We start from the raw sequence: 22,130 nt of genomic DNA on the forward strand, positions 1-22,130 counted from the left end.
TCATCGGCGCCGCACCAAACGGTTGATCTTGGCGATCGCCGGCTGCATCTCGGGCACCCGGAACGCCGCCAGCAGGCCGTACGAGAGCGGCAGGCCGACCAGCGTCACCAGGACGACCTCGACCCAGCTCGACGCGATCACGCTCGAGAAGCCGACCAGGTCCTGCACCAGCCAGTTCAGCCCCTTCGCGACACCGAAGGCGAGCGAGGAGGCCACGACGGTGAGGCAGACGGTCCAGATCGTGAAGCCGGTGCGCAGCCGGCCGAGGCGGACCCGCAGCCACACCTGGCCGACGACGGCGCCGAAGACGAAGCTCAGCGACATGGCGAGCGACACACCGACGGCGAGCTGCTCGGCGTCGCCGGGCGCCGCCACCTCGCGGAAGAGGAACAGCAGCCCGATGCGCACCGCGACGATCATCGCCTGGATGACCGTCGGCGTGCGGGCGTCCTTCATCGCGTAGAAGACCCGCAGCTGCAGCAGCGTGATCGCGTACGGCACCAGCCCGAACGCCGAGAGCGCGAGCGCGAGACCGATCCTCGTGCCACCGGTGACGCCCGAGGCGCCCAGTGCGAAGACGGCGAGACCGATCGCGAGGCCGGATGCCGTCATCAGCGCGCTGAACGGCATCAGCAGGATCGCCGACATGCGGTTGCCGAACAGCAGGTCGCGGACGATCGACTCGTTGTCGTCGTGCGCGGCCGCCCGGCTCATCTTCGGCATCAGCGCCGTCAGCAGCGAGACGCCGAGGACGCCGTAGGGCACCTGCGCGATCAGCCACTGGTAGTTGAACGCGGTCAGCGTGCCGGCGGCGCTGGTCGCGACCTTCGTCAGCACGGTCATGCTGGCGAGGCCGAGGCAGACGTAGAGCAGCACCCAGAACGCCAGGCCGCCGAACTCCGACAGGCGCGAGTCCCAGCCGAACCGCCACTTGAACTTGAAGCCGGTCTTCTTCAGGGCCGGGAACAGCACCGACGCCTGCACCAGCACGCCGAGCGCGGTGCCGAGACCGAGCACCAGCAGGTGCGTGTCGGTCATGCGGACCGGGTTGAGCGTGATCTCCCCCGGCAGCATCGCGTAGACGCCCAGCACGACGATCACGACGACGTTGTTGAGCACCGGCGCCCAGGTCGGGATGCCGAAGACGTGCCGTGCGTTCAGCACGGCGCTGAGCAGCGCCGTCAGGCCGTAGAAGACGATGCCCGGCAGGACCAGGTAGGCGAACGCCGTGACGAGCTCGGGGTTCGCGTTCTCCGAGTCGGAGATGTAGATCTTCGTGAGCAGGGGCGCGCAGGCCATGGCCACGACCGTGCCGACGCCGAGGATCAGCGTGCCCATGGAGATGAGCCACTGGGCGTACGACTCGCCGCCGTCGCCGTCCTCCTTCTCGGCGCGGACCAGCAGCGGGATCGCCACGCTGGTCAGCACGCCGCCGAGGAGCAGCTCGTTGATCATGGTCGGCAGCGTCGACGCCGCCTGGTACGAGTCGCCGAGCGTCTCGGCGCCGATCACCGCGATCAGCAGCACCTTCGACAGCAGGCCGGTGGCTCGGCTGACGATCGTCGCGATCGCCATCGAGCCGCTGGCCCTGGCGACCGACGGTGCCTGCTTGTGCTGTTCTGGTTCGGTGGTCGTGGATGTCTCGCTCACGCGCTCGACTTCTCCGGTGTGACGTTCTCGATGGACGGTGCCTCGCCGTTCTCGCCGTTGCGAGCACGGACCCGCTTGTAGATGCGCCGTCCCGAGAGCAGGACGAGCGCGATCCCGGCGATCACGGTGACGATCACCGTGATGGTGCCGTAGGCGGACGACGACACCTCCAGCTTGACAGTGTCCCCCAGCGGGACGCCCTCCGGAGTGGTCAGCCGCACGGTGACCGGGAACCGGCCGGAGCGCAGCACCTCGACCGGGACCCGCACGACGCGCTCGCCGCGGGCGGGGAGCACCTGGTCGGCGAGTTCCAGCTTGCGGATGCCGGGGGTGTCGGCGAGGTTGATCCGCACGGTCACGCGGACGTCGAGCTTGTTGGTGATGGTGACCGGGATCGGGCTGTCGCCGGAGCCGAGCAGGATCGGGCTGTTGGGCTGCGTCACGCCGACCATGCCGGTCAGCGCGTCGATCTCGCCCTGGCTGATGACGGCCGCGGACCGCGCGCCCTCCTCGTTCTGCCGCCAGGCGCCGGACATCACGCGCAGCAGGCCGAGCCACAGCGGGCCGGCCAGGTCGGCCGGTGACGCGTGGGCGCTGTCCTCCTGCTGCATGGCCGCGACCAGGCCGTTGAGCTCCACGCTCTGGTTCGTCACGGAGTTCGTGATGACCGACGAGATCTCCCGCGCACCGGCCTCGGGCGGGTACGCGACCTTGGCGGTGGTCACCGACGGCGCGGCCGTGGTGAGCTCCTCGAGCCCGGTCTGGGTCGCGTAGCCACCGGCCAGCAGCTTCTGCGCGGCGGTCAGGAACTCGGTCATCTCCGCCAGCGGCGCGTGCCAGCGGCGCGGCGGTGCGACCAGCACGTTGCGGCCGTCGCCCTGCCACCCGGCGCGGAACACCAGGACGGCGAGCGCGTTCTGCACCGACACCGGCTGGCTCTCGACCGGCGCGGCGACGCCGGACAGCGTGCGCGGCCGGGAGTCGCTGCCCTGCAGGGCGTCCGAGACCATCGAGTCGATCTTCACCGCGGTCACCGGGTGCTTGCCGCCGATGCCGACGGGGGCCGTTCCCGGCGCGTCCGCGAGACCGGTCGGGTCGAGCAGCAGCGACTTCACACCCGTGTCGGGCCTGTCCGGCAGCGGCGTGACCAGCTCGTCGAACGTCGACTGGTCCAGCACGCCGTCCTCGGGCCACGCCAGGTTCGGCAGCGGCCGCACGGACAGGACGTCCTGGATGAGCTTGGGGCCGTCGCTCACCGCGAGCGCGCGCATCGTGCTGAGCTTCGCCCTGTTGAGCGCCACGAGGTCGGCGTCGGCGTACGGCAGGGCCAGGACGCAGCGGCCGGTGACGGCGAGCTTGAGCCGGTCGAGCCACAGCTTGGCCTCGACCCTGCCCTTGCCCTCGGCGCCGCCGCGCACCGTGTACCCGGTGCTCATCGCCTGGACGGTGCGCAGCAGGTCCGGGTCGATGGCCACGCACATGGCGGTGCTCATCGACGCGATGGCCTGCTCGTAGGCCTGCAACAGGCCGTACAGCCGGCCGTTGACCGAGAGCGACGCGGCGAGCTCGTCGTCGACCAGCTCGGACCGGCCCTCACCGCCGAGCCGGACCAGCCGGGGGCGGTCCGCGATCGGCCACAGGACCGTGAGCTTGGCTCCGGCGCCCGGCTTGCCCTTGGTCTCGCCACCGGGCACCCCGAGCACGGGCAGCAGCGTCGACAGCGCCGCGAGCCGCGCCTGGCCGCCGTAGTCCGGCCTGCCGTTGACGTTCGCGAGGATCGGGTAGATGCCCGGCCGCTCGACCTCGAGCGACGTCGGCTCCGTGCCCCGCAGCGGCACCTCGAGCGTGAAGTCCTTCTGCTGACCGGACTCGAGCTCGGAGGCGATCTGGGTGAACTTGGGCTGCACCGCCTCGGCGGCCGCGGGCTCCCGCAACGCCTTGCGCAGGTCGTCCTCGGACTCGAGCGGCTCGCCCCGCTCCAGGCGCAGCACGATGTCGGAGACCTTGCGGTCGCCGACGTTGACGATCTTGCCGGTGATCTTGACGGTCGCCGGGGAGTCGCCGGTGACGAACCGGGGCGTGAGCTGGTCGATGTCGAGCCGCAGGAACTGCGGCTGCGGCTGGCCGGGCTGGGCGGAGAGCGATCTCGTCGCCCACACCTGGGTGGCGGGCTCCGGCATGAACGGCAGCGCGTCGATCCCGTCCGGTTGCGACTGCTCGACGGCGCCCGCGGGCGGCGCTGTGATCACCAGGAAGGCGGCGACAGCGGCTGTGCAGACGAACTTCCTCAGGCTCACGCCGACTCCGCCCCGTTCCGGCAGCGGTCGGAGAGCAGTTCGGCGGCTCGGCGGACCAGGCGGCGCTCGTCGGCGTACGCGAGTCGCTCGTCCAGTTCGCCGAGTGGCACCCACGCCACCTCGGTGACCTCCACGTCTTCGTCGGAAAGCTCTCCCCCGTCGCTTCGAGGAGGAAGTGGTGAACCGTCTTGTGCACCCGGCGGTCGTCCGCGACGAACCAGTAGTCGATCGACCCCAACGGGCGCAGCACCCTGCTATGAATACCGGTCTCCTCGGCGACCTCGCGCACCGCGGTCTGCTCCGCGGTCTCGCCGGCCTCGATGTGACCCTTGGGCAAAGACCACAGCAACCGGCCCCGCCGGTCAAGTCTGCCGATCACCGCGGCCCGCTGCTCGCCGTCGAGCACCAGGCCACCCGCCGACGTCTCGTCGACCGTCCTGAGCCGCCTGCCCCGTCGCCTCTTCCGGCGCCCCGGCTGGGGGCTTCCTCCGGATCGCGCTGCTGACGAGGGCATACGGCCGATCGTACTTACGAACCTTAAGTACGCTGGTTTCCCGTGTCTCGATCGCTCCAGCAGAATGCGGTGGTGGAACAGCCCACCATCACACCAGTCGTCGCTGAGCTCGCCGCTCGGTTCACCGCCGGCGGCAAGCGCCTCTACCTCGTGGGTGGAAGTGTGCGCGACGCCGTGCTGGAACGCCCGACGAACGACTTCGACTTCACCACCGACGCGCGTCCGGCCGAGATCCAGCAGCTGCTGAGCGGCTGGGCGGACGCGCAGTGGGACACCGGCATCGCGTTCGGCACGGTCGGGGCGTCCAAGAAGGGCGAGATCATCGAGATCACGACGTTCCGCGCGGACGTCTACGACGGTGTGACCCGCAACCCCGAGGTCACGTTCGGCGACTCGATCGACGGCGACTTGGTCCGGCGCGACTTCACGGTCAACGCGATGGCGTTCGACATCGCGGCCCGCGAGTTCGTGGACCCGACCGGTGGTCTTCAGGCGGCCCGTGACGGCGTGCTGGACACGCCGGCGACCCCGCAGGAGTCGTTCGGCGACGACCCGCTGCGCATGCTGCGCGCGGCCAGGTTCGTCTCCCAGCTCGGCTTCACGGCGGCGCCGCGGGTGGTCGAGGCGATGCGGTCGATGGCAGGCCAGCTCACCCGCATCACGCCGGAGCGCGTGCAGGTGGAGCTCTCGAAGCTCCTGTGCGGCGCGCACCCGCGCCGCGGCATCGAGCTCATGGTCGAGACCGGGCTGGCCGACGTCGTGCTGCCCGAGCTCACGGCCATGAAGCTGGAAATCGACGAACATCATCAGCACAAGGACGTCTTCGACCACTCCCTGGTTGTCCTCGAGCAAGCGATCGATCTCGAAGATGATGATCAGTCACCCGATCTGGTGCTGCGGATCGCCGCGTTGCTGCACGACATCGGCAAGCCGGCGACCCGCAGGTTCGAGCCCGGCGGCGGCGTCTCGTTCCACCACCACGAGGTCGTGGGCGCGAAGATGGTCCGCAAGCGCTTGCGGGCTTTGCGGTACTCGAAGGAGATCACCGAGGACGTCGCCAAGCTCGTCTACCTCCACCTGCGCTTCCACGGCTACGGCAACGGCGAGTGGACCGACTCGGCGGTGCGCCGGTACGTGACGGACGCCGGTGACCTGCTGACGCGGTTGCACAAGCTCGTCCGTGCCGACTGCACGACGCGGAACAAGCGCAAGGCGAACCTGCTGCGCCGGACGTACGACTCTCTCGAAGAGCGCATCGCGCGCATCGCGGCCGAGGAAGACCTCGCGCGCGTGCGCCCGGACCTCGACGGCAACGAGATCATGAAGCTGCTCGGCCTGCCGCCGGGCCGCGAGGTCGGCGCCGCGTGGAAGTACCTCAAGGAACTCCGCCTCGACCGCGGGCCGCTGGACCGCGACGAAGCCGAGGCCGCCCTGCTCGACTGGGCCCGTGAGCAGGGGATCACCCCTCCCTCCCGTGACTCATAGTGAGTGGATGAAATCCCCGCGTTAGCGAACTGTCAGCGCGGGGAGGCACCATGAGTAGTGCGTCAGGGAGCGCATGGGGGTGGTGCAGATGTCGTCACGAGGACTTTTCGCAGGTCCAGCGGTGTATGACCTGGACGTGCTGACCGATGACCAGCGGGCCGTGCTGAGGTGTCTCGCCCGGGGTCACGCCGACCACGAGATCGCACGCGTGCTCGGCTTCGCCCTGCAGAGGGTGGTGGACGAGGTCGCGGACATCCTCCAGCGCCTCGGTCTACCCGATCGAGTGGCTGCTGTCGTCTTCGCGCACGAGGCCGGCATGTTGCACCTGCCGTTTCCGCGCTGACAGCAGCAGGTAGGCGCCCAGTCCGACCAGGTAGAGGCTCGCGGCGACGAGGATGAGGGCGGGCGAGCGCCCGTCCAGGGGGACCACCGTCGCCGTGATCGACACCGCGGTGACCTGCGCGATGTTGAAGAGGGTGTCGTAGAGCGCGAACACGCGCCCGCGCACCTCGTCGCCGACGTCGTGCTGCACCGCGGTGTCCACGCAGAGCTTGACGACCTGACCGGCGAAGATGATGACGAAGCTGGCCAGCAGGACGGTCACGAGCGTCATCGGCAGCCCGAGCCCGACCTGGGCGGCGGACGTGAGCAGCAACGCGCCGCAGATCGTGCGCTTGACGCCGAACCGGTCGACGATCCGGTCGGTCAGGACCCCGGCGAGCAGCACACCGGCGCCGCCCGCCACCGCGACCTCGCCGAGCCCGCCGATGCCGGCCTTGAGGATGCCGACGTCCTCCAGGGTGTAGCGCATCAGCAGCAGCGTGATCATGAGGCTGATGCCGAACGCCGCCCGGTGCGCGAGCAACGCGGCCAGCCCGGCCGTGACGCTCGGCGTGCGCCAGGTCGCCTTCGCGCCGTCGAGCAGGCCGCGGGCGACGGCCGTGACCGCGTTGTGCGGCTCGTCGACCTCGTCCGGCCCGAGCACGCCCGCCTTGAACCGGCTGGCGATGAACGCGCTGAGCAGCAACCCGGCCACGGCGATGCTCGTGGTCCACGCCGAACCGCCGTCCCCCGCGCCGAGCAGCGTGCGGAACCCGATGGCGCTGGCGGCGCCGATCACGGCCATGACCGCCCCGGCCGTCGTGGCCAGCGCGTTCGCCTCGACCAGGTGGTCCTCGTCGACGACGTGCGGCAACGAGGCGCTCAGCCCGGAGCCGACGAACCGCCCTATGCCCATGACCACGAGCGCGGAGACGTAGAGGGGGAGCCCGCTCAGCCCTGCGCTGACCGCCGCCGCCGTGAGCAGCACGAACACGGCCCGCGTGACGTTGGCCACGACGATGACCTTCTTGCGGTCCCACCTGTCGAGCAGCGCCCCGGTGAAGGGCCCGATCAGCGAGTACGGCAGCAGCAGCACCGCGAACCCGGCCGCGATCGCCGCGGGGTCGGCCTGCCGCTCGGGGTTGAAGAGCACGGCACCGGCGAGCCCGGCCTGGAAGAGCCCGTCACCCCACTGCGAGGCGAGCCGGGTGGCGAGGAGCCTGCGGTAGGCGGGGATGCCGAGGAGCCGGCGTGATCCCCAGTGGTGCTTTTCCACCGCAAGCGTTGTCACACTTGCACTGTATGCGCGTTGGGGTGAAACCACGAAAGCCGGACCTCACGGTCCGGCTCCCCTGGATCGGATGCCAGGTCGCCTCACGGCGCGATGCACTACGCGGCTCCAGCCGAACGGTATTCCGCGAAGGCGGTTGTCTGTTGAGCCCGGGGGACACAAAGACATCCGACACCTCAGTCTAACGGGACGCGGGCCTGAGTTGTTCCGGCGATCACGAGTGATTTCATGGTGACGTGCGTCCCGATGCCGAAGTCGAGCCAGGCTCCCTGTTGGTTGCCGCTCCGAGCCTGAACGACCCGAACTTCAAGCGCACCGTCGTCTACGTCATCGATCAACGCCCCGAGGGGTCCCTCGGGGTGGTGCTGAACCGCCCGTCCGAGGTGGCTGTGCACGACGTGCTGCCGCCGTGGGGTTCGCACGTCACGAAGCCGCGGTGCATCTACATCGGCGGACCGGTGGAGCAGAAGACGGCGCTGTGCCTCGCCGCCCTGAAGGCCGGCACCGACCCCGCCACCGTCGAGGGCCTGGTCGCCGTGCAGGGTCCGGTGGCGCTGGTCGACCTCGACGCCGAGCCGGACGACCTGATGCCGCTGGTGCGCGGCCTGCGGGTGTTCGCGGGTTACAGCGGCTGGGGCGAGGGGCAGCTCGAGGGTGAGATCGAGCGCGGCGACTGGATCGTCGTGACCGGACTGGCCGACGACGTGCTCGTGGGCGCGAACGTCGACCTGTGGGGCCGCGTGCTGCGCCGTCAGGGCATGCCGCTGGCGCTGCTGTCGACCTACCCGAAGGACGTCCGCGAGAACTGAGTCAGGACTGATTCACGTGAAACGTGGGACTACAGCCCGGCGAGAGGCGAGCAACCGCCGCCACTGCAGGCGCAGCCACCGCAGCCCTTGGGCTTGACCGGCTCCGGCAGCGCCTCGGCCGCACGGCTCCCGACGATCCCGCCGGCGAACGCGATCGTGAGCGCCCCCACCAGCCCGATGACCCCGGCGGTGATGGCCAGGTCCGCCATGACGAACGCCATGGCGCCCGACACGATCGCCACCACGCCCGCAGCGATGTTCGGAACGCCGGCGACGCGGTTGGCCAGTGCGAACGTCTCCTCGTCGCGCAGCGCGGCGGCCGTGCGCACGCCGACGAAGCGGTTGCGGCGCAGCTTGCCCTGCAGACCCAGCAGACCGACCGCGCCGAGAGCGACGCCGAGCACACCCAGGACGACCGACAGCACGATGTTCACCCCATGAGGGTAAGCCGGGACCCGGGTCCGCCACGACCTCACCCCGTCCAGGTGTGCCTCAGGCCACCGCCCGGTTCACCGTGCTTGCGCTGCGCTGATACCGTTGACGGCATGAGCACGGCCCGCCTGCTCCTTATCTAGCCGCGACGACCTGATCGGAAGACGGTCGGCGCGGCCACCCTCCATGCCCGTCTGGGCTGGGGGGTTTCGTCATGTCAGGGGCAGGATCGATGTGAGAGGGACGTTGAGATGAGCACGGACGCGGCGGAGATCCCCGCCTTCCGCTACACCGCCGAGCTGGCGAACCAGATCGAGCAGCGGTGGCAGCAGTACTGGGAGGACCACGGCACCTACCACGCGCCCAACCCCGTCGGGGCGCTCCGGGGTGACGTGCCCGCGGACAAGCTGTTCGTGCAGGACATGTTCCCGTACCCGAGCGGCGCCGGCCTGCACGTCGGCCACCCGCTGGGCTTCATCGGCACGGACGTGTTCGCGCGGTACCACCGCATGAACGGCCGCAACGTGCTGCACACCATGGGTTTCGACGCGTTCGGCCTGCCCGCCGAGCAGTACGCGGTGCAGACCGGCCAGCACCCGCGCAAGACCACCGAAGACAACATCAACACCTACCTGCGCCAGATCCGCAGGCTGGGGCTGGGCCACGACGAGCGCCGCCGCATCTCGACGATCGACCCCGAGTACTACAAGTGGACCCAGTGGATCTTCCTGCAGATCTTCAACTCCTGGTACGACGCCGACCTGAAGCGCGCGCGTCCGATCGCCGAGCTGATCTCGCAGTTCGAGTCTGGCGAGCGGGACGTTCCGGGCGGCCACACGTGGTCTGAGCTGTCTTTTGCCGACCAGCAAAGGATCTTGGGCGATTTCCGCCTGGCCTACATGTCGGAGGCGCCCGTCAACTGGTGTCCCGGACTCGGTACTGTGCTGGCGAACGAAGAGGTCACCGCGGACGGTCGCAGTGAACGTGGCAACTTCCCCGTGTTCAGGAAAAACCTGCGCCAGTGGATGATGCGCATCACCGCGTACTCGGACCGGCTGATCGACGACCTGGACCGGCTGGACTGGCCCGACAAGGTCAAAGCCATGCAGCGCAACTGGATCGGGCGCTCGCACGGTGCCCGAGTCCGATTTGCGGTGGGAAGCGAGAACATTGAGGTCTTCACGACCCGGCCGGACACGCTGTTCGGCGCGACCTACATGGTCCTGGCACCGGAACACGAACTGGTCGACCAGATTGCGGCGCCCGATCGCGTGGCAGACATCGCCGCGTACCGGCGCGCAGCGTCCCTGAAGTCCGAACTGGACCGGCAGGAGAACAAGGAGAAGACCGGCGTCTTCATCGGGGCGTACGCCACGAACCCGGTGAACGGCAAGGAAATCCCCGTCTACATCGCCGACTACGTGCTGATGGGCTACGGCACCGGCGCGATCATGGCCGTCCCCGGCCAGGACCAGCGCGACTGGGACTTCGCGAAGAAGTTCGACCTGCCGATCATCCGCACCGTGCAGCCGTCCGAGGGCTTCGAGGGCGAGGCGTACACCGGTGACGGCCCCGCCATCAACAGCGGGTTCCTGGACGGCATGGCGATCGACGACGCCAAGAAGACGATCATCGGGTGGCTGGAGGAGAACGGCCACGGCCACGGCACCGTCCAGTTCAAGCTGCGCGACTGGCTGTTCAGCCGCCAGCGCTACTGGGGCGAGCCGTTCCCGGTCGTCTACGACGAGGACGGCACCGCGATCGCGCTGCCCGAGTCGATGCTGCCGATCGAGCTGCCCGACGTCGACGACTACTCGCCGCGCACCTTCGACCCGGAGGACGCGGACACCGAGCCGTCGCCGCCGCTGTCGCGCGCCGCGGACTGGACCACGGTCGAGCTGGACCTGGGCGACGGCCCGAAGACCTACCGCCGCGACACGAACACCATGCCGAACTGGGCGGGTTCGTGCTGGTACCAGCTGCGCTACGTCGACCCGGTCGAGACCGAGCGGTTCGTCGACCCGGAGAACGAGAAGTACTGGCTGGGCCCGCGCACGGCCGAGCACGGCCCGACCGACCCCGGCGGCGTCGACCTGTACATCGGCGGCGTCGAGCACGCCGTCCTGCACCTGCTGTACTCGCGCTTCTGGCAGAAGGTCCTGTTCGACCTGGGCCACCTGACCGGCGACGAGCCGTACCGCCGCCTGTTCAACCAGGGCTACATCCAGGCGTACGCCTACGTCGACCCGCGCGGCGTCTACGTCCCGGCGGACGAGGTCGTCGAGGAGGACGGCAAGTACTTCTACAACGGCGAGGAAGTCCGCCGTGAGTACGGGAAGATGGGCAAGAGCCTGAAGAACGTCGTCACGCCCGACGAGATGTGCGAGCGGTACGGCGCCGACACCTTCCGGTTCTACGAGATGTCCATGGGCCCCATGGACGTGTCACGCCCGTGGGCCACCAAGGACGTCGTCGGCGCGCAGCGCTTCCTGCAGCGCCTGTGGCGCAACCTGGTCGACGAGACCGACGGCTCCCTGCGCGTGACCTCCGAGGAGCCCTCGGTCGAAGCGCTGCGCCTGCTGCACAAGACGATCGCCGGCGTGCACGACGACTACGCGAACCTGCGCTACAACACGGCGGGCGCGAAGCTGATCGAGCTGAACAACTACGTCACCAAGCACTACCCCGGCGGCACGCCCCGCGCGCTGGCCGAGCCCCTGGTCCTGATGCTGGCCCCGCAGGCCCCGCACGTGGCCGAGGAGCTGTGGGCGAAGCTGGGCAACGAGGGCACGCTGGCCCACGGCCCGTTCCCCGCCGCCGACGAGCAGTACCTGGTCGAGGACACCGTCGAGTACCCGATCCAGGTCAACGGCAAGGTCCGCTCGCGGGTCGTCGTGTCGGCGTCCGCGTCGCAGGACGAGATCAAGGCCGCCGCACTGGCCGAGGACAAGATCGCCGAGCTGGTCGCCGGTGGTGAACCGCGCAAGGTCATCGTCGTCCCCGGCCGCCTGGTGAACATCGTTCTGTAGCCCCGGGAGAGGCCGGCGCGGCTACGGCTGCGCCGGCCCCACCTCGGGCCACGCCTCGGGAGCCGGGCCGAACGCGCGCCGGGCGGTTTTGACGGCGAGAGCGGCCATGGTGGCGTTGGCGGCGCCGCCGATCAGCGCGCCGATGCCGAACGGGACCGCCCTGCCGAGCACGACGATCCCCTGCTTGGTGCCGTACTTGGTGATGAAGTTCCTGCCCAGGACCTTGTTGATCTGCTTCAACGTCTTCGCGGGAACCGCGCTGACCAGCTGGCGGGCCCAGTGCTGACCGGTGCGCTCGGCGACCTTGCCGATGGTCTTGGAGCTCGACTCGCCGAGCAGGATCCCCAGCACGAGAGTCCGGCGGCGTTCGACCTCGTCGAGCGGGACCCCGTGGATCTCGGCGAGCGAGAGAACGTACAGGGCGCTCAGTTCGAGCGAGGAGAGCGCCTCACCCGCTGACAGCGCCAGCGAGATCCCGGTGCCGACGCCGGGCGCGGCCGCAGCTCCCCCGACCGCGGCGCCCGAGCTGGTCAGAGCACTGACGTACATCTTCTCCAGCGTGCCGATGACCTCCGCCGGGGTGGCCTCCGGGTTGCGCTGGCGTGCGCGGGCGATGTTCTTGCGCACCAGCGGTGCCTGCAGTCCGATGGCCTTGTCCAGCAGGTCGAGGACTGCCTGGCCGGGACCACCCGACGAGACCGGTCCTCCGGGAGCGGCGGGCAGTTCGGCGGGAACCGCGGAGTTGTTGGCGTCGACCACGGGTCGTATGTCGCCGAACGCCCGGCCGGCGCTACATCAGCGCACCGCTGAATCCTCCTCGAACCCTATGTCCGTCAACATCTGGTCGAGCATGCTGTCGAACATCGGCTCCGGGTTGCTCACCGCGAACGGGAACCGCCCGAACACCTCCAGCGCCACGTGCCCGTAGAGCCGCACCCACGACTGCACGACGTGGTAGATCTTGCCCAGGTTCAGGACCTCGTCGGTCAGCGTCACGCCGTGCTCGGCCACCGCGTCCCGCAGCACCTGCTGGAACCTCACCAGGTCCTCGTGCAGCACCGCGGGCACCTCCTCCTCCGCGTGGTCCGCCGTCTGGTTGGAGGCGATCAGCGGTCCGGCGAGCTGCAGGAACACCGAGCCGAACTGGTCGGCGCCCAGCGGGTCGCGCGGGGAGGCGAAGACCAGCGCGAACTCCTGCGGGTGGACCAGTGCCCAGCGGCGGAAGGCGTGGCAGACGGTTCTCACCTTGCACCCGACCTGCCCTGACGTCTCCGCTGCCAGGTCCGTGTGGAGGGCCGCGGCCATGTCGGCGCAGATGTCGTCGCAGAGCTGACGCAGCAGTGCGTCGTGCGAGTCGTAGTAGCGGTAGAGCGCGGGTGCGGTGATGCCGAGTTTGCGTGCGATCGCACGCAGGGTAACCGCATCGCGGCCGCTCTCCACCAATAGGGCGCGGGCCGCCTGCCGAATCTCACGCTCGGTCTCAGCGCGGAGTCGTTCTCGGCGAGTGGCCTCGGTCATATGTCACTCCATCGGGTTGTAGACCCTGTCCACGGCCCCGTACGGTTTTCGGTGAACGGTGTTTACAAGAGTTCTCGGGATTCGCAGAACGGTAACCCAGGAGGCCGTCGTCGATGTTCGCGAAGTGGGGCGCTACCGCATATCGCCGCCGGTGGGTGGTGTTGATCGCGACCGTGCTGCTCGCGGTCGTCGGCGGTGTGTGGGGCATCGGCGTGTTCGACAAGCTCAGCCAGGGTGGGTACGAGGCTCCTTCCAGTGAGGCGGCGCGGGCCGACAAGGTAGCCGAGGAGGCGTTCGGGCGGCAGAACGGTGATGTGATCGTCATTTATCGCGGCGATTTCGCGAACCCGCTCGAGCTCGAGGAGATCGCCGACCACATCAGCGGTTTCCCGAAGGACGACGTCCTCAAGACCGTCGGGCCGGTGCCGTCGGACGACAAGCGGCAGGCGCTGGTCGCCATCACGCTGAGCAGCGGCGACTCGAACGAGCAGATCAAGCAGTTCGAGGACGTCGAGAAGCAGCTCCCGATCGACGGCTTCACCCAGCAGGTCGGTGGGCTCGTGCCCACCCAGAAGGCCATCAACGACATGTCGCAGGAGGACCTGACGCGCGCGGAGATGTTCTCGCTGCCGCTGGTCCTGCTCCTGCTCGTGGTCATCTTCGGCGGTCTGGTCGCGGCCAGCCTGCCGGTCGTCGTCGGTGGTCTCGCGATCATGGGCGCGCTCGGCGTGCTGCACGGCATCGCGCTGTTCGCCGAGGTCAACTCGTTCGCGGTCAACGTCGCGTCGCTGCTCGGCCTGGGCATGGCGATCGACTACGGCCTGTTCATGGTCGGCCGGTTCCGCGAGGAGCTCGCCCAGGGCCGCACGACCGAACAGGCGGTGGGCCGCACGGTCGCGTCCGCCGGCCGCACCGTCGTGTTCAGCGCGACGCTGCTGGTCATCGCACTGGCCGGGCTGCTGCTCTTCCCGCACGGCTTCCTGAAGTCCCTCGCGTACGGCGGTGTGGCCTCGGTCGCGATCGCGGCACTGGTCTCGATCACGCTGCTGCCCGCGCTGCTGGGTGTCCTCGGCAAGCGGGTCGACAAGCTCGCCATGCCGTGGCGCAAGAAGGAGCCGAGCGAACGCGGCTGGCGCAAGCTCAGCGGCGCGGTCATGAAGCGTCCCGTGCTGATCGCCCTGCCGATCATCGGTGTGCTCGTCGCGCTCGGCTCGCCGTTCCTGAACGTGCAGTTCGGCCAGGTCACCGAGAAGGTCCTGCCCGAGGGCAACGCCGTGCGCGTGGCCACCGAGAACATCAACCAGAACTTCTCGGCGCTGTCCGCCACCGGCTTCAAGATCGTCGTCAAGGGTGGCGACCAGGCCGCGGTGCAGGGCTTCCTCGGCAAGGTGGCCGACGTCCCCGGCATCGGCGACGTCCAGCCGACCGGTTCGGACAAGGGCGTCACGGCCGCGTCCGCCGGGCTGGAGAGCGACGCGCTGAGCGAGCAGTCCAAGCAGGCGCTGAAGGACGTCCGGGCACTGGAACCGCCCGCCGGCGCCGAGGTGCTGGTCGGCGGCAACACCGCCACGGTCAGCGACTCGCTCGACGCCATCGCGGACGGCCTGCCGCTGATGATCGCACTGCTGGTCGGCGCGACGCTGATCTTGATGTTCCTGGCGTTCGGCTCGGTCGTGCTGCCGGTCAAGGCCGTGGTCATGAGCGCGTTGTCGCTGTCGGCGACCTTCGGCGTGCTGGTCTGGGTGTTCCAGGACGGCCACGGCGCCGACCTGCTCGGCGTCACGCCGGGGCCGCTCGAGTCCGGCATCGTCGTGCTGATGGCGGCCATCGTGTTCGGTCTGTCGACGGACTACGAGGTCTTCCTGCTCTCCCGGATGGTCGAGGCCCGCAGCCAGGGCGCGACGACCGAGGAGGCGGTGACCACCGGCCTCGCCAAGACCGGCCGCGTGATCACCTCGGCCGCGCTGCTGCTGATCGTGGTGACCGGCGCGTTCGCGTTCTCGCAGGTCGCGATGATGCGGTTCGTCGGCGTCGGCATGATCCTCGCGCTGGCGCTCGACGCCACCGTCGTCCGGATGCTGCTCGTGCCGGCCGTGCTCAAGCTGCTGGGCAACGCCGCGTGGTGGTCACCCGGCCCGCTCAAGCGGATCCAGGAACGCCTCGCGCTTCACGACGAGCCGGTGGACCGGGACGACGGCCTCGACGACGAGGTGCGCAAGCCCGTCGCCGTCGGCTGAGCGGGCGGGAAGGCGACCAGGGCCGCGTCGAACCGGCGCGGCCTCGCCTCCAGCTCCCGCGGCCTCATCAGGTAGGTCGCCAGGACCGCGTTCGTGCTGTCCAGCACCGTCGCCGTCGTGCCGGTCGCGAGGAAGACCCGCGCGTCACCCGGTGCGATGGCGACGCTCGGCGCGTCGATGGGCAAACGTTCGCGCACGGTCGTGCTCGCCGCGTCGACCACCAGGACCGAGCGCTCCTTCGGCAGCGTGAGGTACACCGTGGCGCCGTCCGGGGTGACGGCGATGCTGCCCGCTCCCCTGCCGACGGCCGCCGAGCCGACGACCCGGTTCGTGGTCGTGTCGATCACCGACAGCGTGCCGGGCGTGGAGCCGCCGAGGTGCAGGCTGCTCACGTAGAGGCGCCTGCCGTCCGGGGAGAGCGCGAGGTGCTGCGGCAGCCCGCCGACCCGCACCACGGCCGTCTGGGACGCCGTCGCGGTGTCGACCACGCCGACCGTGCCGTCCTGCGAGTTCGCGACGTAGAGGACCTTGTTGTCCGGGTGGGCGGCGAGGCCCTGCGGCTGCCCGCCCACCTTGATCACGGCGACCAGCCGGAAGTCCGCCGGGTCCACCACCGCGACACCGCCGCTGCCCGAGACGTACAGCCGCCCGCCGTCCGGGCGCATCACCGCGTGCGAGAGCTGGACCTGGGCGAAGAGCCGGTCGAGGACCAGTCCGGTCAACGGGTCGACCGCGGTGATCGCCCCGGTCCAGCCGTTGACCACGTAGAGGCGTCGTCCGTCGGGCGACACGGCGAGACCCGTCGCGCGGCCCCGCGTGTCGGCCTGCGCCAGAACGGCACCGCTGCGGGTGTCGACGACCTGCACGAGACCGGTCCTGCCCACCACGTACGCAAGCGGTGCCACCGATGCGGAGGAAGTGGTCGTGTACTCGTGCCCTTGGTGGACACCCATCGCCGCGAAGGCCGCTGAGAGCGCTAGAACCGCGGCCACGAGGCGTGGCTTTGCCATACGGCCGATGGGAGCACTTCCGGGTGCTTTCGATCCACTTGGGTCACTCGGTCGAGGGGGATCTATCCCTGGACGTAGTACGACCGTGGCCCGCGACGGCGGAGCGGGCCACGGTCGTCACTCAGTAAGAGTGCGGACCCACTGGTTTGGATTCATATGATCCGGGATTGCTCGCCGAAGCCACCAGTTTGGCGTAACGGGCGCCGGCGGTGAGCAGGACCAGACCGGCGCCGAGGAACGCCAGCACGCGGGCGATCCCGTCGAGCGCGGAGAGGTCGAACAGCACCAGCTTCACGACCGCGGCGGCGACGAGGATGAGGCCGGAGATCCGCAGCGCCTTGTTGTTGATGCCCTTGACCAGCAGGAACAGTGCGGCGATCGTCCACGACACCGTGACCACCGAGTGCCCGAACAGGAAGCCCGTCTCGTCCGGCGACACGAGCAGCGCCGCGCAGAGCACCGCACCCGCCGCGCCGTAGAGCAGCACCAGCCCGGCGAGGACCCACGGGAACGGGTGGCGCGCCGGCTCGCGCAGCACCTGCATCTTCAGCGCGGCCCACGGCACGGCGGCCGCGAACACGCCGAGCACCAGCGCGGTGAGCAGGCCGGCCGCGTAGTCGCCCTGCTCGACGGTGTTGAAGAAGCGGGGCTCCTCGACCAGCCACGTGAGCGGCACGGCCTGCACGATCGTCATGAGGAACCCGACGAAGCCGAACGCGATCGACCCGACCAGCGCGAACTTCCTGTCGAGCCGCGCCGCGAGGAACGCCAGCAGCACCGCCTCGGCCAGCACGATCGCCGTGCGGACGTTGCCGTCGAGCGCGATCACCGTGGTCTGGAACAACGCGAGCATGCCCGTCGCACCGGCCGCCGTCGTGAACGCGCGCGGCAGGTCCGGGACCATCCAGATCGCCAGCAGCACCGCGGCGACGGCGCCGACCAGCACCGAGTCGACCGGCGCCTCCAGCAGGGTCGCCGCGAACATCGCGGCCAGCGGCGAACCGGCGACGAGCGCGATCGCGACCACGTCGTCCGGGCGCTTGCGGATCGTGAGGAGCGCGACCAGGACGCCGACGACGGTCGTGGCCGCCGCGGCGCCGACCACGGTCCACTCGTAGGAGCGCGGGATGGCGTTCGCGGTGGCGAGCAGCGAGGCGGTGATCGGGGGGAAGCCGCCGGCGATCGCGAGACCCGGCCAGTTGCGCTGGATCTGCACGGGCGTGCTGGCCAGCTTCAGCACCAGCAGGAAGGCGACCAGCAGCACCGGGAAGCCCTCGGTCAAAATCGGTGAGCACAGGGCGCACGCTGCGACGACGGTGACCGCGAGCGCTTGCGAGTTCCAGCGCAGCGCGAGCACGACACCCGCCGCGGCGACACCCAGGCCGACGACCAGGCCCGCGCCGTCGGGCAGGTAGCCGTAGAGGCTCGTAGCGGCGATCACGTCCAGGTAGAGACCCGCGAAACCGGTGAAGGCGAGCGCCATCGCGCCGGTGCGGTTGGCGGGGTTGCGGTTCAGCCACACGCCGATGCCGACGAGCGCGCCGCTGAGCACGGCACCGCCGACGACGCGCGGCACCGGGCCGAGCCAGCCGCGCTGGATCGCGAGGACGAGCAGCAGGACGAAGCCGAGCACGGTGATCGCACCGCCGACCCAGGCCAGCAGCTTCGCGCCGGCGCCGTCCTTGCCGAGCTTCTCGAACAGCGTCTCGCGGGGCGGCGCGGGCCACGGCTGCTGCTGCGGGTGCGGCCACTGCGCCTGGCCGGGCGGCGGGAACTGGCCACCGGGAGGCGGCGGCAGCTGGGCCGACGCGGCCTGCGACCAGGGGCTCGGCTGCGACGGCACCCCGGCGGGCCTCGGCGCGCCACCCTGCTGCGGCGGCACCCCGGCGGACTGCGGTCCACCGGTCGGCGGCGGCACGGGGGCGGACTGGGCCGGAACAGCGGCCGGAGGGGGCGCGGCCGCAGCCGTCGTGGACGGCGGCTGCGGCACGTCGCCCGGCCGTGCCGCTCCAGGTGCCTCGACCACCGCGGTCGCGGTCGAGGCGGAGTGCTCGCGCATCTCCGAGCTGATCGTCGTCAGCCGCTGCCCGATGGCCGCGAGCTCCAGTGCGAGGCGCTGCTCGTACCCGAGGCGATCCTGTCCGTCCATGTGATCAGCGTGAGGCAGAGCACGCCCGGTTACATCCGTACACCTACTCATCCGCTTGACTCGATACGTGTGTAATCGATTAACTACCGCTCCGTGACGACCATGAAGGACGTTGCGCAGCACGCCGGCGTCTCCACGGCCACCGTGTCGCGCGTGCTCAACGGCCATGCCGCACCGACTCCCGAGACCCGTGAGCGCGTGCTCGCCGCCATCGAGGAGCTCGGCTACCGGCCGAACGCCCTGGCGCGGTCCCTGCGGACCACCAGCACCCGAACCCTCGGTCTGGTCATCAGCGACCTGCTGAACCCGTTCTTCGCCGAGATCGCCCGGGCGGTCGAGGACGAAGCCCGGTCGCACGGCTACTGCGTCGTGATCGGGAACGCCGACGAGAGCGCCGAGCAGGAGGCCACCTACGTGCGCACCCTGCTCGACCGCCGGGTGGACGGCCTCCTGCTGTGCCCCGCGACCGACGACCCGAGTCTGGTCCGCGAAGTGAGCGCAGGCGGTGTACCGCTCGTCCTGCTCGACCGGACGGTCAGGGGCGCCACATGCCCCGTCGTCCGCGCTGACGGCAGCGAGGCGTTGACCGCGCTCGCCCGGCGGCTCGTCGGCGCCGGCCACACCCGCATCGGTGTGATCGCGGGTCCGCCGAACACCTCCACCGGAAGAGAACGCACGGACGTGCTGACGGGCTCGCTGGGCGGTCTCGCGCAGGTCGTGCACGGCGACTTCCGGCAGGAGAGCGGCAGCCAGGCCGCCGCGAAGCTCATCGACGACGGCGTCACGGCGCTGGTCGCGATGGACAACCTCATGGGGCTCGGCGCCCTCGGCGAGGTGCGGGCCCGCGGCCTGCGGATCCCGCACGACATCGCGTTCGCGGTGTTCGACGACCAGCCGTGGTTCCCGCTGCTCGACCCGCCGATCACGGTCGTCGCGCAGCCGACCGTCGAGATGGGCCGCGCCGCCGCGCGCAGCCTGCTCGCCCTGGTCGAGGGCAGGCAGCCCGACGACGTCCGCCTGACCGCGAAGCTCGTGCTGCGCGGCTCGCTCGGGGAGGCCGAGCTGTGAAGACCCTCATCACCGCCCGCGGCATCACCAAGCACTTCGGTGCCACCAAGGCGCTCGACGGCGTCGACCTCGACATCAACGCGGGCGAGGTCCACGTCCTGCTCGGTGAGAACGGCGCGGGCAAGTCCACGCTGGTCAAGGTCCTCGCGGGCATCCACGACCAGGACTCCGGCACGATCGAGGGCCGCGCGAGCCTGGCCGTCATCCACCAGGAACTGGCCCTGGTGCCCGAGCTCAGCGTCGCCGAGAACCTGTTCCTCAACCGGCTTCCGCGCAGGTTCGGCTTCGTCGACCGCGCCGGGATGCGCAGGCGTGCGCCGGAGCTGCTCGACCGCGTCGGCCTGCGCGTCGACCCGAACGCCAAGGTCAAGGACCTGGGCATCGCCCAGCAGCAGATGATCGAGATCGCCCGTGCGCTCGACGCGGACGCCGGCGTGCTGATCCTCGACGAGCCGACCGCGGTCCTCACCGACACCGAGACCGACCGGTTGCTCGAGATCATGGCCCAGCTGCGCCACAACGGCGTCGGCCTCGTCTTCATCACCCACCACCTGGACGAGATCCAGCGCATCGCCGACCGCATCACGATCCTGCGCGACGGCCGGTCCGTCGGCGTCCTCGGCCCGCGCGCCACCACCCGGCACATGATCGAGCTGATGGTCGGCCGCCCGATCGACGAGCAGTACCCGCGCGCCCGGCAACGTCCCGGCCAGCCCCTGCTCAGCATCTCCGGCCTGACCAAGCGCGGTGTGTTCCAGGACGTCGACATCGAGGTCCGCGCCGGTGAGGTCGTCGGCATCGCCGGGCTGGTCGGTGCCGGACGCACGGAGGTCGCGCGGGCGGCGTTCGGCGTGGACGGCTACGACAGCGGCACGGTCGCGGTCGACGGGAAACCGTTGCCGCGCCACGACGTCCAGGCCGCGATCAAGGCAGGTCTCGGCCTCGTCCCCGAGGACCGCAAGGGCCAGGGCCTGGTCCTCACCGCGACCGTCGGCCAGAACCTCGAGCTCGTGACGCTCGCCAACCGCGATTCGAAGCGCCTGCACGACATCGCGGGCAAGCTCCGGATCAAGGGCCGCGTGGAGCAGCCGGTGAAGGAGCTCTCCGGCGGCAACCAGCAGAAGGTCGTCATCGGCAAGTGGCTGCTGGCCGACCCGAAGGTGCTGATCCTCGACGAGCCCACGCGCGGCGTCGACGTCGGCGCGAAGGTCGAGATCTACGAACTGATCAACCGCATGACCGCGCAGGGCCGGGCCGTGCTGCTCGTGTCCAGCGACCTGCCCGAGGTGATCGGGATGAGCGACCGCGTCGTCGTGATGGCACACGGCCGGGTGGCCGGTGAGCTGCCGAAGGGCGCGACCCAGGACCAGGTGATGGCACTCGCCGTGCAGGAGATCCCAGCGTGAGCACGATCAGCATCCGCAAGTACGCCAGCGAGAACGGCGCCCTGGCAGGACTCGTCGTCCTCGCCCTGGCCATCGCCCTCGTGCAGCCGGCGTTCCTCAACGCGCAGAACCTGCTCAACGTCGGTGTGCAGGCCGCGGTCATCGCGATCATGGCCTTCGGCATGACGTTCGTGGTCGTCGCGGGCGGCATCGACCTGTCGGTGGGCAGCATCGCCGCGCTGGCCGCGATGGTCGGCGCCCTCACCGCGGGGCCCGTCGGCCTGGTCGTCGGCGCGCTCTGCGGTCTCGTCAACGGCGCGCTGATCAGCTACGGCAAGCTGCCGCCGTTCATCGCGACGCTCGCCATGCTCAGCGTCGCCCGCGGTCTCACGCTGGTGTTCTCCGAGGGCCAGCCGCACGAGACCGACGAGGTGGTCACGTTCCTCGGCTCGAACCTCGCGCCGATGCTGCCGTTGCCGCTGCTGCTGATGCTGGCGTTCTTCGGCATCACCGGCCTGGTCCTCACGCGCACGAACCTCGGCCGCCGCATGTACGCGATCGGCGGCAACGAGGAGGCCGCGAAGCTCAGCGGCATCGACGTGCGCCGCACCAAGCTCTGGATCTACGCCCTTTCCGGCCTCTTCGCCGCCGCCGCGGGCCTCGTGCTCGCGGGGCGGCTCGGGTCCGCCGGACCGCAGGCAGCGGTCGGCTACGAGCTCGACGCCATCGCCGCGGTCGTCATCGGTGGTGCGTCGCTGTCCGGTGGCGTCGGCCGCGCCACCGGGACGTTGGTCGGCGCACTCGTGCTCGCCGTCCTGCGCAACGGCCTCAACCTGCTGCAGGTGCCGCCGTTCTGGCAGCAGGTCGTCATCGGCGCGGTGATCGCTCTCGCCGCGCTGCTCGACTCACTTCGCCGTCGCTGAGAAATCCCGCAA

The 22,130-nt window shown here is 70.1% G+C and carries 16 protein-coding genes and 1 pseudogene; 8 read left to right on the top strand and 9 right to left on the bottom strand.

The annotated features are described in order from the left end of the window. The 3 genes and pseudogenes from murJ to V1227_RS28230 form a co-directional block, all read right to left on the bottom strand. Positions 1-1,650, bottom strand: coding sequence for a murein biosynthesis integral membrane protein MurJ (gene murJ / locus V1227_RS28220; RefSeq protein WP_329788415.1), 1,650 nt, complete (start codon positions 1,648-1,650; stop codon positions 1-3). After that, on the bottom strand, positions 1,647-3,947 hold the full coding sequence (locus V1227_RS28225) for a DUF6049 family protein (RefSeq protein ID WP_329788416.1): 2,301 nt from the start codon (positions 3,945-3,947) through the stop codon (positions 1,647-1,649). The genes murJ and V1227_RS28225 overlap by 4 nt, the downstream gene beginning before the upstream one ends. Further along, positions 3,944-4,461: pseudogene (locus V1227_RS28230) on the bottom strand (NUDIX hydrolase). Before V1227_RS28230 ends, V1227_RS28225 begins: the two are co-directional and overlap by 4 nt. A 42-nt stretch (positions 4,462-4,503) precedes the next feature. Here V1227_RS28230 and V1227_RS28235 point away from each other — a divergent pair. Then, the gene (locus V1227_RS28235) at positions 4,504-5,946 is read left to right on the top strand and encodes a CCA tRNA nucleotidyltransferase (protein WP_329788417.1); all 1,443 of its coding nucleotides are present in this window, start codon (positions 4,504-4,506) and stop codon (positions 5,944-5,946) included. A gap of 88 nt (positions 5,947-6,034) precedes the next feature. Beyond that, on the top strand, positions 6,035-6,289 hold the full coding sequence (locus tag V1227_RS40715) for a LuxR C-terminal-related transcriptional regulator (protein WP_425412560.1): 255 nt from the start codon (positions 6,035-6,037) through the stop codon (positions 6,287-6,289). On the opposite strand, the gene V1227_RS28240 is transcribed toward V1227_RS40715, so the two are convergent. Next, positions 6,218-7,558 (bottom strand): MFS transporter, encoded by a 1,341-nt coding sequence (locus tag V1227_RS28240; protein WP_329788418.1) that lies wholly within the window; start codon positions 7,556-7,558, stop codon positions 6,218-6,220. The two genes, V1227_RS40715 and V1227_RS28240, sit on opposite strands and share 72 nt — an antisense overlap. Positions 7,559-7,794: 236 nt before the next feature. Here V1227_RS28240 and V1227_RS28245 point away from each other — a divergent pair, with 236 nt between their 5' ends. Continuing rightward, entirely contained in the window at positions 7,795-8,367 is a 573-nt protein-coding gene (locus V1227_RS28245; RefSeq protein WP_236217202.1) for a YqgE/AlgH family protein, read from the top strand. 29 nt (positions 8,368-8,396) lie between these two features. Here the strand turns inward: V1227_RS28245 and V1227_RS28250 are convergent, their stop codons facing one another. After that, the gene (locus tag V1227_RS28250) at positions 8,397-8,801 is read right to left on the bottom strand and encodes an SdpI family protein (protein WP_329788419.1); all 405 of its coding nucleotides are present in this window, start codon (positions 8,799-8,801) and stop codon (positions 8,397-8,399) included. A gap of 249 nt (positions 8,802-9,050) precedes the next feature. Between V1227_RS28250 and leuS the strand changes: the two genes are divergently transcribed. Next, positions 9,051-11,828, top strand: a complete 2,778-nt coding sequence (gene leuS / locus V1227_RS28255) for a leucine--tRNA ligase (RefSeq protein WP_329788420.1) — start codon at positions 9,051-9,053, stop codon at positions 11,826-11,828. Between the two features lie 21 nt (positions 11,829-11,849). Here the strand turns inward: leuS and V1227_RS28260 are convergent, their stop codons facing one another. Both V1227_RS28260 and V1227_RS28265 read right to left on the bottom strand, forming a co-directional pair. Further along, on the bottom strand, positions 11,850-12,587 hold the full coding sequence (locus tag V1227_RS28260; RefSeq protein WP_329788421.1) for a hypothetical protein: 738 nt from the start codon (positions 12,585-12,587) through the stop codon (positions 11,850-11,852). A gap of 36 nt (positions 12,588-12,623) precedes the next feature. Beyond that, positions 12,624-13,346 carry a TetR/AcrR family transcriptional regulator gene (locus tag V1227_RS28265; protein WP_329788422.1) on the bottom strand — a complete coding sequence of 241 codons (723 nt, stop codon included), beginning with the start codon at positions 13,344-13,346 and terminating at the stop codon, positions 12,624-12,626. 113 nt (positions 13,347-13,459) lie between these two features. Between V1227_RS28265 and V1227_RS28270 the strand changes: the two genes are divergently transcribed. Continuing rightward, the gene (locus tag V1227_RS28270) at positions 13,460-15,583 is read left to right on the top strand and encodes an MMPL family transporter (RefSeq protein ID WP_329788423.1); all 2,124 of its coding nucleotides are present in this window, start codon (positions 13,460-13,462) and stop codon (positions 15,581-15,583) included. Here the strand turns inward: V1227_RS28270 and V1227_RS28275 are convergent. Together V1227_RS28275 and V1227_RS28280 are read right to left on the bottom strand one after the other, a co-directional pair. Then, on the bottom strand, positions 15,514-16,593 hold the full coding sequence (locus tag V1227_RS28275; protein WP_329788424.1) for a YncE family protein: 1,080 nt from the start codon (positions 16,591-16,593) through the stop codon (positions 15,514-15,516). The genes V1227_RS28270 and V1227_RS28275 overlap by 70 nt on opposite strands. A 121-nt stretch (positions 16,594-16,714) precedes the next feature. Next, positions 16,715-18,742, bottom strand: a complete 2,028-nt coding sequence (locus V1227_RS28280; RefSeq protein WP_329788425.1) for a DUF2339 domain-containing protein — start codon at positions 18,740-18,742, stop codon at positions 16,715-16,717. Positions 18,743-18,844: 102 nt separating this feature from the next. On the opposite strand from V1227_RS28280, the gene V1227_RS28285 reads away from it, so the two are divergent. The 3 genes from V1227_RS28285 to V1227_RS28295 are packed head-to-tail and all read left to right on the top strand — an operon-like array spanning position 18,845 to position 22,118. Continuing rightward, on the top strand, positions 18,845-19,810 hold the full coding sequence (locus V1227_RS28285) for a LacI family DNA-binding transcriptional regulator (RefSeq protein WP_329788426.1): 966 nt from the start codon (positions 18,845-18,847) through the stop codon (positions 19,808-19,810). After that, a complete protein-coding gene (locus V1227_RS28290; protein ID WP_329788427.1) occupies positions 19,807-21,216 on the top strand; it encodes a sugar ABC transporter ATP-binding protein in 1,410 nt (469 codons plus the stop codon). Before V1227_RS28285 ends, V1227_RS28290 begins: the two co-directional genes overlap by 4 nt. Further along, positions 21,213-22,118 (top strand): ABC transporter permease, encoded by a 906-nt coding sequence (locus V1227_RS28295; RefSeq protein ID WP_329788428.1) that lies wholly within the window; start codon positions 21,213-21,215, stop codon positions 22,116-22,118. The genes V1227_RS28290 and V1227_RS28295 overlap by 4 nt, the downstream gene beginning before the upstream one ends. Positions 22,119-22,130 lie beyond the last annotated feature (12 nt).

The organism is Lentzea sp. DG1S-22 (genome assembly GCF_036321065.1).
Taxonomy (GTDB): domain Bacteria; phylum Actinomycetota; class Actinomycetes; order Mycobacteriales; family Pseudonocardiaceae; genus Lentzea; species Lentzea jiangxiensis.

Bases quoted from the DNA above. Each gene is read 5' to 3' on its own strand.
- V1227_RS40715 (WP_425412560.1), top strand. From the start codon at position 6,035: ATGTCGTCACGAGGACTTTTCGCAGGTCCAGCGGTGTATGACCTGGAC.
- leuS (WP_329788420.1), top strand. From the start codon at position 9,051: ATGAGCACGGACGCGGCGGAGATCCCCGCCTTCCGCTACACCGCCGAG.
- V1227_RS28265 (WP_329788422.1), bottom strand. From the start codon at position 13,346: ATGACCGAGGCCACTCGCCGAGAACGACTCCGCGCTGAGACCGAGCGT.
- V1227_RS28270 (WP_329788423.1), top strand. From the start codon at position 13,460: ATGTTCGCGAAGTGGGGCGCTACCGCATATCGCCGCCGGTGGGTGGTG.
- V1227_RS28275 (WP_329788424.1), bottom strand. From the start codon at position 16,593: ATGGCAAAGCCACGCCTCGTGGCCGCGGTTCTAGCGCTCTCAGCGGCC.
- V1227_RS28280 (WP_329788425.1), bottom strand. From the start codon at position 18,742: ATGGACGGACAGGATCGCCTCGGGTACGAGCAGCGCCTCGCACTGGAG.
- V1227_RS28285 (WP_329788426.1), top strand. From the start codon at position 18,845: ATGAAGGACGTTGCGCAGCACGCCGGCGTCTCCACGGCCACCGTGTCG.